General features: G+C 67.2%; 9 protein-coding genes. 5 read left to right on the top strand and 4 right to left on the bottom strand.

Going from position 1 to position 8,090, the window contains the following annotated elements:
- Positions 1-1,118: DUF222 domain-containing protein (locus tag ON45_RS20335; protein ID WP_040496568.1), on the bottom strand; the 1,118-nt coding region annotated here is incomplete at its 3' end.
- Between the two features lie 170 nt (positions 1,119-1,288).
- Between ON45_RS20335 and ON45_RS20340 the strand changes: the two genes are divergently transcribed.
- Positions 1,289-1,864 carry an SDR family oxidoreductase gene (locus ON45_RS20340; RefSeq protein ID WP_241432259.1) on the top strand — a complete coding sequence of 192 codons (576 nt, stop codon included), beginning with the start codon at positions 1,289-1,291 and terminating at the stop codon, positions 1,862-1,864.
- 133 nt (positions 1,865-1,997) lie between these two features.
- Here the strand turns inward: ON45_RS20340 and ON45_RS20345 are convergent, their stop codons facing one another.
- Genes ON45_RS20345 through ON45_RS20355 form a run of 3 tightly spaced genes read right to left on the bottom strand, consistent with a single transcriptional unit; the run spans position 1,998 to position 3,123 of the window.
- Positions 1,998-2,354, bottom strand: coding sequence for a VOC family protein (locus ON45_RS20345; protein ID WP_040496570.1), 357 nt, complete (start codon positions 2,352-2,354; stop codon positions 1,998-2,000).
- A gap of 18 nt (positions 2,355-2,372) precedes the next feature.
- Entirely contained in the window at positions 2,373-2,642 is a 270-nt protein-coding gene (locus ON45_RS20350; protein WP_148288807.1) for an NAD(P)(+) transhydrogenase (Re/Si-specific) subunit beta, read from the bottom strand.
- A gap of 10 nt (positions 2,643-2,652) precedes the next feature.
- Positions 2,653-3,123 (bottom strand): group III truncated hemoglobin, encoded by a 471-nt coding sequence (locus tag ON45_RS20355; protein ID WP_148288808.1) that lies wholly within the window; start codon positions 3,121-3,123, stop codon positions 2,653-2,655.
- Positions 3,124-3,313: 190 nt separating this feature from the next.
- Between ON45_RS20355 and ON45_RS20360 the strand changes: the two genes are divergently transcribed.
- The 4 genes from ON45_RS20360 (at position 3,314) to ON45_RS20370 (ending at position 8,051) form a co-directional block, all read left to right on the top strand.
- Positions 3,314-3,970, top strand: coding sequence for a helix-turn-helix transcriptional regulator (locus ON45_RS20360; RefSeq protein WP_040496574.1), 657 nt, complete (start codon positions 3,314-3,316; stop codon positions 3,968-3,970).
- A complete protein-coding gene (locus tag ON45_RS23320) occupies positions 3,967-4,107 on the top strand; it encodes a hypothetical protein (protein WP_158412557.1) in 141 nt (46 codons plus the stop codon). Before ON45_RS20360 ends, ON45_RS23320 begins: the two co-directional genes overlap by 4 nt.
- Before the next feature lie 75 nt (positions 4,108-4,182).
- Positions 4,183-6,831, top strand: coding sequence for a flavin-containing monooxygenase (locus ON45_RS20365; protein ID WP_083915212.1), 2,649 nt, complete (start codon positions 4,183-4,185; stop codon positions 6,829-6,831).
- Positions 6,828-8,051, top strand: coding sequence for a CaiB/BaiF CoA transferase family protein (locus ON45_RS20370; RefSeq protein ID WP_040496576.1), 1,224 nt, complete (start codon positions 6,828-6,830; stop codon positions 8,049-8,051). Before ON45_RS20365 ends, ON45_RS20370 begins: the two co-directional genes overlap by 4 nt.
- The last annotated feature ends 39 nt before the right edge of the window (positions 8,052-8,090 follow it).

Genomic DNA, 8,090 nt, shown 5'->3' on the forward strand with positions numbered 1-8,090 from the left:
TCGCAGCCGGCGTGTTCGCAGCGTCGGATCAACAACCTTGCGGCTCGGCGGGCGGTACCGGTGAACAGCCGTTGGCGTCGGCCCTGGTCGATGATCACCCGGTCGGAGTCCAACACCACCCGACGTACGTGACCGGCGAGCGCGGCGCGGAGCACGTCGTGAGTGTGCACGGGGACGCCGTTGGTGGTGGCGCACATCGAACGGTTCGCGTCGACCAAATCCAGTACGTCGTGTGATCGTTCTGCGGAGAGTCCGGTGAACGGGTCGATCGGGTTCCCGTCCAGGTCGTGGCCGGTGGTGAGTCCCGCGGCGATGAGGGTGCGACCCCACGTGTGGGCGTCGATCACCACGTTCACCAGCGGTTCCGCGGCGGTGGTCGCGATGTGTTCTGTCGATGCTGCGGTGCGGAAGATCGCGACGAGCGCGTCGAAGCGTCGTTGCCGATCGGTTCGTGCGAGCGGGTGTCCGTCGGCGTCGTCACCGAAGTGTTCACGACAGGCGTCGATGTCGGCGCGGAACTCGAGGTCGACGAAGCGTTCATGGATCGCGACCATCTCCGCGGCGGTCAGACCGTCACCACCCGTCGCGGACACATCGAGCGTTCCGGCGACGCCGACCACCCGGGCTCGACGCCCCTCGACCGAGACGTCACGGTCGTCGTGCGTGCCGTCTTCGTCGAGTTGCGACTCGACGTGGTCGACGATCGCGGCGAAGTCGCGGTACGGCATCTGCTCGGCGTGTTCCAACAACTGGGGCACGAACGCGTCGAGCTCGTCACGGATCCGCGGGTTCGCAGACGTCATCGACAGCTTCTGGGTCTGGGACCAGCCGAAACGGCCTGACCACCATCCATCGCCGAACCCGGCCAGACCATCGACCGCCCGGGCGACAGCGAGGCGGCGACTCGCCTCGGTGGTCGACCAGTTCAACCGGGCCCGACAGAATGCCGCCATCGACCGGTGACCATCGGACTGATGCACGCTGCGCGCCTTCGCGACCGCCAATGCCGCGGACATCTCCGCATCGAGACGTCGACGCTCCAACTCGTTGGCCTCGATCCGTGCCACCAAACTCGCATCGTCCAATGCGACCAGCTCGTTCACCACGTTGGAGAACATGACATCATTCTACACGAACACACGTTCGAACCGAGCTCCATGTCAGGAAGGATCGATCTGCACCGAGGTTGATCGCGGCCGCCACGACGAGGCCATTCGCCTTCATGCCCACTTCCTTGGTTGACCCCGGCGTTCTGTGCAAGGTTCAGACCTTCGGCGGCGTCGATGTCATGATCAACAACGCGGGCACCATGCCACTTGCGTTCCTCGCTGACCACGTCGATGCTGCCACCGCCTGGTCGCGCTGCATCGACATCAACATCAAGGGCACCCTCAACGGCATGATCGCCGTGCATGACCAGATGTACAGCCAGGGGAGGGGTCACATCGTCAATCTCTCGTCGATCTACGGCAACGGACCCGTTGCGGGCGCCGCTGTCTACGGAGCCACCAATGCAGCCGTCAACACGATGTCCGAAGCATTCCGCGTCGAAACGCAAGGAACGATCAAGGTCACCATCGTGAAGCCGACCGGTGTGCCGGGAACGGGACTCGGAAGCGGCGTCATCAACCCTGCGGCCGTGGTCGGGATCCTCGGTCAGAACATGGCCGAGTACGGGGCGGTGTTCGCTGCGCTCGGCGAGGGTCGCACCGACGAGGTCGACCTCGACCCCGAATCGATCGGCTACGCCGTCCTCGACCCACAGCACGTCGTCGACCAGATCCTTCACGCAATCGACCAGCCGTGGGGCGTGTCGGTCGGAGACATCACCATCCGCGCCACCGGCGATCGCTACATCCTCTGACCCGGGACGATCGACCCCGAAGCGGAAGAGCTTCGCGGTGCACGCACTGGGACACGTCGCAACCGCTCGTCTCGGTCATCGCACACAAGATCAGGCCAACAACGGCCACGCGCGTGCAATCACGATGTGCAGCTCAGTCGACGGGCATCCACAGTTCGATGCGGTTGCCCTCCGGGTCGCGGACGAACGTCGACATCGATCCCCACAATTCTGCGATCGGGGACGGATCGGCGCCGCAGTCGACCAGTTCGTCCCAGGCGTCGGACAGATCGTCGACCCGCCAGCTCAGCGTCAGGCCGGCGCCGTCTGCCGACCGAACGGTCGTGCGCGTCGCGTCGGCGACACTGACGAAGCCGGCCGTTCCGACGGCGAACTCCACGAACCAGTCCCGCTCCATGGACACCTCCAGGCCGACCACGTCTCGGTAGAAGGCCACGGTTTCCGCCCACGATGTGCAGTAGAGGATCGTGTTCGTGCGATCGATTCTCATCGTCCGGCCGGATCGGGGTCAGCCCGACCCGGAGGTCGAGGGTCGGCTTCCCGTTCGACGCACCGTCGTGACGCCGAGGTGGGCCAGTCCTAACGCCGTCGCCGACCACGCGACGAACGCTCCGACCAATGCAGCTGTCGGGAGCCAGCCGAGGATCGCCAGATCGAGAGCGTCCGAGCCGACGAAGGTGACCGCGATCGTGATGGCGACGCCGATCAGCCCCCAGATCGTTCCCCGACGGTCGAGCCCGGTGCCACCCGGTGAGGGAAACGCGGACTCGTCGCTCACCGGCGTCACCCTACGCGGTTCCGCGACGACGCTGAGACGACGATGCCGGGGCGACCATCGTGGGCTGTGTCGGCTCGTTCGGCGCGCCGTGGACGCCGTCGAGCAGCCGCCGAAGCGCCGAGGCCATCTTGGTCGCGCGCTGCTTGGCGACAGCGGCGACCGTTCCCACGAACAGTTCGTCGACGGTCGCGTGGAACAGCTCCAGCCAGCGTTCGTAGTGCGCATCGGTGAACGGGGTGCGGGCGTGCACGGGCTCGTGCGCCCGGAGCGGGTTCCCGACGTAGCCGCGCTCCCCGAGCAGCTGCCACACCCAGAAGTCGGTCACGGTGTCGATGTGGTCGGGCCAGCTCACATGGGCAGCGCTGAACACCGGACCGAGCAACTCGTCCATCGCCGCGTACCGGTAGAACGACCGCACGAGCAGTTCGATGTCGTCGCGGTCCGCCAACTCGCCGCGGGCGGCGAGTTCCGCGTCCGTCATCGGATGCACGATCACGATGTCCGCACCCCGACCTGCATCGTGCCCCTCAACGGTTGACGACGCTCAGTGCCGACGCCAGCACGATGAACACGACGACTCCCAACATGAGGAGTGTCGCGGGGAGGACCGGGTGGGTCGGCTCGTTGCGGGCCATCACGTAATCCTAGTCGATGCTAGAATTATTGCTGCGATGAGCGCGACCCTCCAGACGCAATCCCGAGCGATGGGCGATCCGACGCGCCACGCGATCTTCCGCCATGTCGCCGACTCCGCTGAGCCCGTCGGTGTGGCGGAGCTGACCGAGGTCTTCGGTTTCCACCACAACGCGATTCGCCAGCACCTCGCGAAGCTCGTCGACGCCGAACTGCTCGACGAGTCGATCGCGAGGAGCGGAGGCCCTGGGCGACCGCGGCTCCGGTACACCGTGCACCCGATGGCCGACGGTCGATGGGGCGTCACCGGCCCGTACGAGCGTCTGGCGGGACTGCTCGCCGAGGTCGTCCGGTCCGGCGACACGCCCGAGGAGGTCGGTCGGCGCGCTGCGGGGGCCGGTGGCGGTGAGCGCGGCGAGCCGTTGGATGCGCTGGTCGATGCGATGGCCTCCAGTGGGTTCGAACCGCGTCTCGAGACGACGGGCGATGCGGCCGAGATCGTGCTCCAACGGTGCCCGTTCATGGCGGTCGCCCTCGACGCACCCGACACCGTCTGCGCACTGCACCTGGGCTTGGCGCGGGGCGCAGCCGAACGCTCGGGCGGTGTCGTCGTCGACGAACTGGTGGTCAAGGATCCGCGGCGGGCCGCCTGCCGCCTGCGAGTCCGACTGGCCGCGACGCGGGTGTCGTCGTGACGGACCTTCCACTCGACGACGCCGACGACCGAGAACGGGACGACGACCGAGAACGGGACGACGATCCCGCCGATCTCGGCGGCGAGCCTCCGTGCTGGGCGCACTTGTTCGAGGACCTCGAGCCCGACGACACCTGATCGCGATCTGCACCCACCGTGAACCATGCGGCAACGGTGTCGCCGGGTCGATCGGTCGGGGTCGGCCGTGTGAAGATGGCGCGACGCAGCACGTTGGAAGTGTCGCCGAAAACGGAGGTCGTCGTGAACGAACAGAACCGCAACCCTGATGTCGACGTTGTCGTCGTCGGAGCCGGCGTGGCCGGCCTGTACCTGCTGCACCGATTGCGTGAGATGGGACTTGCCGCCCAGGCGTTCGAGACGGGCGACGACGTCGGGGGGACCTGGTACTGGAATCGCTACCCCGGGGCGCGGTGTGACGTGCAGAGCATCGACTACTCGTACAGCTGGGACACCGAACTCGACGAGACGTGGGAGTGGTCGGAGCGCTACGCCACGCAGCCGGAGATCCTACGGTACCTGAACTTCGTGGCCGACAAGCACGACCTGCGGCGCGACATCCGGTTCTCGACCCGCGTCGAGCGCGCGGTCTGGAACGACGAGACCGCGCTCTGGGAGGTGACCACCGACGACGGTGTCACCACCACCTGCCGCTACCACGTGATGGCGACGGGATGCCTCTCGGTGATGAAGGACCCCGACGTCGAGGGCGCCGGCACCTTCGGTGGTGAGGTCTACTTCACCGGGCGTTGGCCGCACGAGGGCGTCGACTTCACCGGCAAGCGCGTCGCGGTGATCGGCACGGGTTCCTCGGCGATCCAGTCGATCCCGCTCATCGCAGCACAGGCCGACCAGCTCACCGTCTTCCAACGGACGCCGAACTTCTCGCTCCCCGCGTACAACGGTCCGGTCCGCGACCACGACGCCGAGAAGATCCGCGCCGATCGTGCGGCCTATCGGGAGGAGGCACGCTGGAGTTCCAGTGGTGTGCCACGCGAACTCGTCGAGGAGAGCGCCCTCGCCGTTTCCGAGGAGGTTCGTCAGGAACGCTACGAGAAGGCGTGGAACGAAGGAACGATCTTCTCGCTGCTGGGTGCCTTCAACGACATCTTGACCAATCGCGACGCGAACGCGACGGCTGCGGAGTTCGTCCGCGGCAAGATCCGCTCGATCGTCGACGACCCGGAGACCGCCGAGGCCCTGAGCCCGCGTACCTACCCGGTCGGGACGAAGCGCCTGTGTCTCGACTCCGGGTACTACGCCACGTTCAACGAGGACCATGTCAGCCTCGTCGACCTCCGCAAGAACCCGATCGCCTCGATCACCGAGACCGGGATCGACGTCGTGACCGGCGAGGGCGCCACGTCCTACGAGTTCGATGCGATCGTCTACGCAACCGGGTTCGATGCGATGACCGGAGCGATCGTGTCGGTCGACATCGCCGGCCGCGACGGTGTGGAACTCCGCGACCGCTGGGCGGACGGCCCCCACACCTACCTCGGGCTCATGTCGTCGGGATTCCCGAACCTGTTCATGGTCACCGGTCCGCAGAGCCCGTCGGTGTTGTCGAACATGGCGGTGTCGATCGAGCAGCACGTCGACTGGATCTGCGACACGATCGACCACCTCCGCGAGAACGGCAAGACCGTCATCGAACCGACCGTGACCGCCGAGGCCGGATGGGTTCAGCACACCAACGACTACGCCGACATCACCCTGTTTCCCGAGGCGAACTCCTGGTACATGGGCGCCAACGTTCCGGGCAAGCCGCGAGTGGTGCTCCCGTACGTCGGGGGCGTCGATCGTTACCGGCAGACGTGCGACGCCGTCGTCGAGCAGGGGTATCTCGGCTTCGAGCTCTCGGGTGACGATGGCACCGAGGTGACCGACGGAGTGATCTGCCGGGTGCAGCCCGACGTCGCGATCATGCTCGAGTTGATGGACGAACTGGGTCTGCCGTCGATGGACACGATGTCGCCCGACGACGCCCGGGCGATGTCCGAAGCGATGGGGGCTCAGAGCCCACCCGGACCCGAGGTCGGTGAGGTCGTCGACGGCACGCTGCCCGGTGCCGACGGGAACGACCTCGACTACCGGCTGTACCGACCGGCGACTCCGGGTCCGCACCCGGTCGCGGCGTACTTCCACGGCGGCGGCTGGGTGCTCGGCAATGCCACGTCCGACGACGCGCTGTGCCGCGATCTGTGTGACCGCTCCGGCGTGATGGTCATCTCGGTCGACTACCGGCACGCACCCGAGGCGCGGTTTCCCGCTGCCCCCGATGACGGCTTCGCGGCGGTCTCGTGGATTGCCGATCATGCCGAGGAGCTCGGCGCGGTGCCGGGTCAGCTCGCGGTTGCCGGTTGGAGCGCCGGTGCCAACATCGCGGCGGTCGTCGCCCAACGGGCACGCGACGAGGGAGGCCCGCGCATCAGTGGCCAGCTCCTGCTGACGCCGGTCACGGACTGTGACACGACTCGCCCGTCGTACATCGACAACGGTGACGGATACATCCTGACCGCGGCGCTGATGTCGTGGTTCTGGGATCACTACGCAGAACCGAGCGACCGCAGCGATCCGCGCGCCTCCCCGCTCCGCGCCGACTCGCTCGCGGGTCTGCCCCCGGCGATGATCGTCACGTGCGAGTTCGACCCGCTCCGCGACGAAGGGGACGCCTACGCGGACGCGCTCTCCGCTGCAGGGGTCGACGTCAACCACGTGCAGGCGCGCGGGCAGATCCATACGGCGATCCCCGCAGTCGGAGCCCTGCTCTCGGGCGTGGACATTCGTGGCGAGATGGCATCGTCACTCAGCGGATTCTTCGGGGCGAGCGTTCCGGCGTGACCGAGCCGGCGGCGCGGCCGCTCGATGGCGTCACGGTCATCGAGGTCGACAGCTGGATGGCGGCACCGAGCGCCGGCGCGATCCTGTCCGACCTCGGCGCCGACGTGATCAAGGTCGAGCCGCTGACCGGAGATGCGATGCGCGGGACGGGCCGTCCCGCCAAGGTGGAGGGCGCATTCGCGGGATACGACTTCTGTTTCGATGTGGACAATCGCGGCAAGCGCTCGATCGCGATCGACCTCGCTTCGACGGACGGAGCTTCCGTCGTGCAGCGGCTGGTCGACTCCGCTGAGGTCTTCCTGTGCAATCTGCTTCCGCATCGGCAGGAGCGGTTCGGCCTCGACCCCGCAACGCTTCACGCACGCACACCGGCCCTCGTCCACGCGACGCTGACCGGATACGGAACGCACGGACCCGAGGCGTGGCGTCCGGGCTATGACGTGACCGCCTTCTTCGGACGATCGGGTCTGTACGACGCGATGCGCGAGACCAGCGACGGCCTCGTCCCGATGGCGCGACCGGCGCAGGGCGATCATGCGGCCGGGCTGGCACTCGTGGCGAGCATCCTCGCGGCGCTCCGGCTGACGGAGCGGACCGGCGTGGGCCAGGTCGTCGAGACGTCGTTGTACGAGACCGCGGCCTGGACCCTCGCGAGTGACTACGGAGTCACTGCGGCGGACGGGGCGCCGGTCCGTCAGCGTTCGCGCTCCCAGCAGATCACGCCACTGACCAATCGCTACCCGTGCGGTGACGATCGGTGGGTCGTGTTCAACATGCCCGAGCCTCCCGCGTTCGCTCGATTCTGCGGCGCGGTCGGTCTCGAGCACCTCGTCGACGATCCGCGCTTCGACACCGTGCGGAACCGGTTCGTCAACATGGCCGAACTGGTCGAGCTGATCGACGACGTATTGCGCGAGCGGACCCGTGACGAGTGGGGCCCGATCTTCGACGAGCACAAGCTGATCTGGGGACCGGTGCTCGGACTGCACGAGGTGGTCGCCGATCCGCAGGCCGAGGCGATCGGCATGTTCCCGACGATCACCCATCCCGAACTCGGCGAGTACCGCAGCGTGCGATCACCGATCCGCCTGCGCGGGGTGGACACCGAGCCCACCGCACCGGCACCCCGATTGGGCGAGCACGGTCGATCGATCCTCGCCGATGCCGGCTTCACATCCGACGAGATCGAGTTGCTCATCGACGCCGGCTCGGTCGGCTAGCAACCCGAACCATTCCGTGTCAGACACCCGATGGCACGG

The sequence above is a fragment of the Ilumatobacter nonamiensis YM16-303 genome, assembly GCF_000350145.1.
GTDB classification, from domain to species: domain Bacteria; phylum Actinomycetota; class Acidimicrobiia; order Acidimicrobiales; family Ilumatobacteraceae; genus Ilumatobacter_A; species Ilumatobacter_A nonamiensis.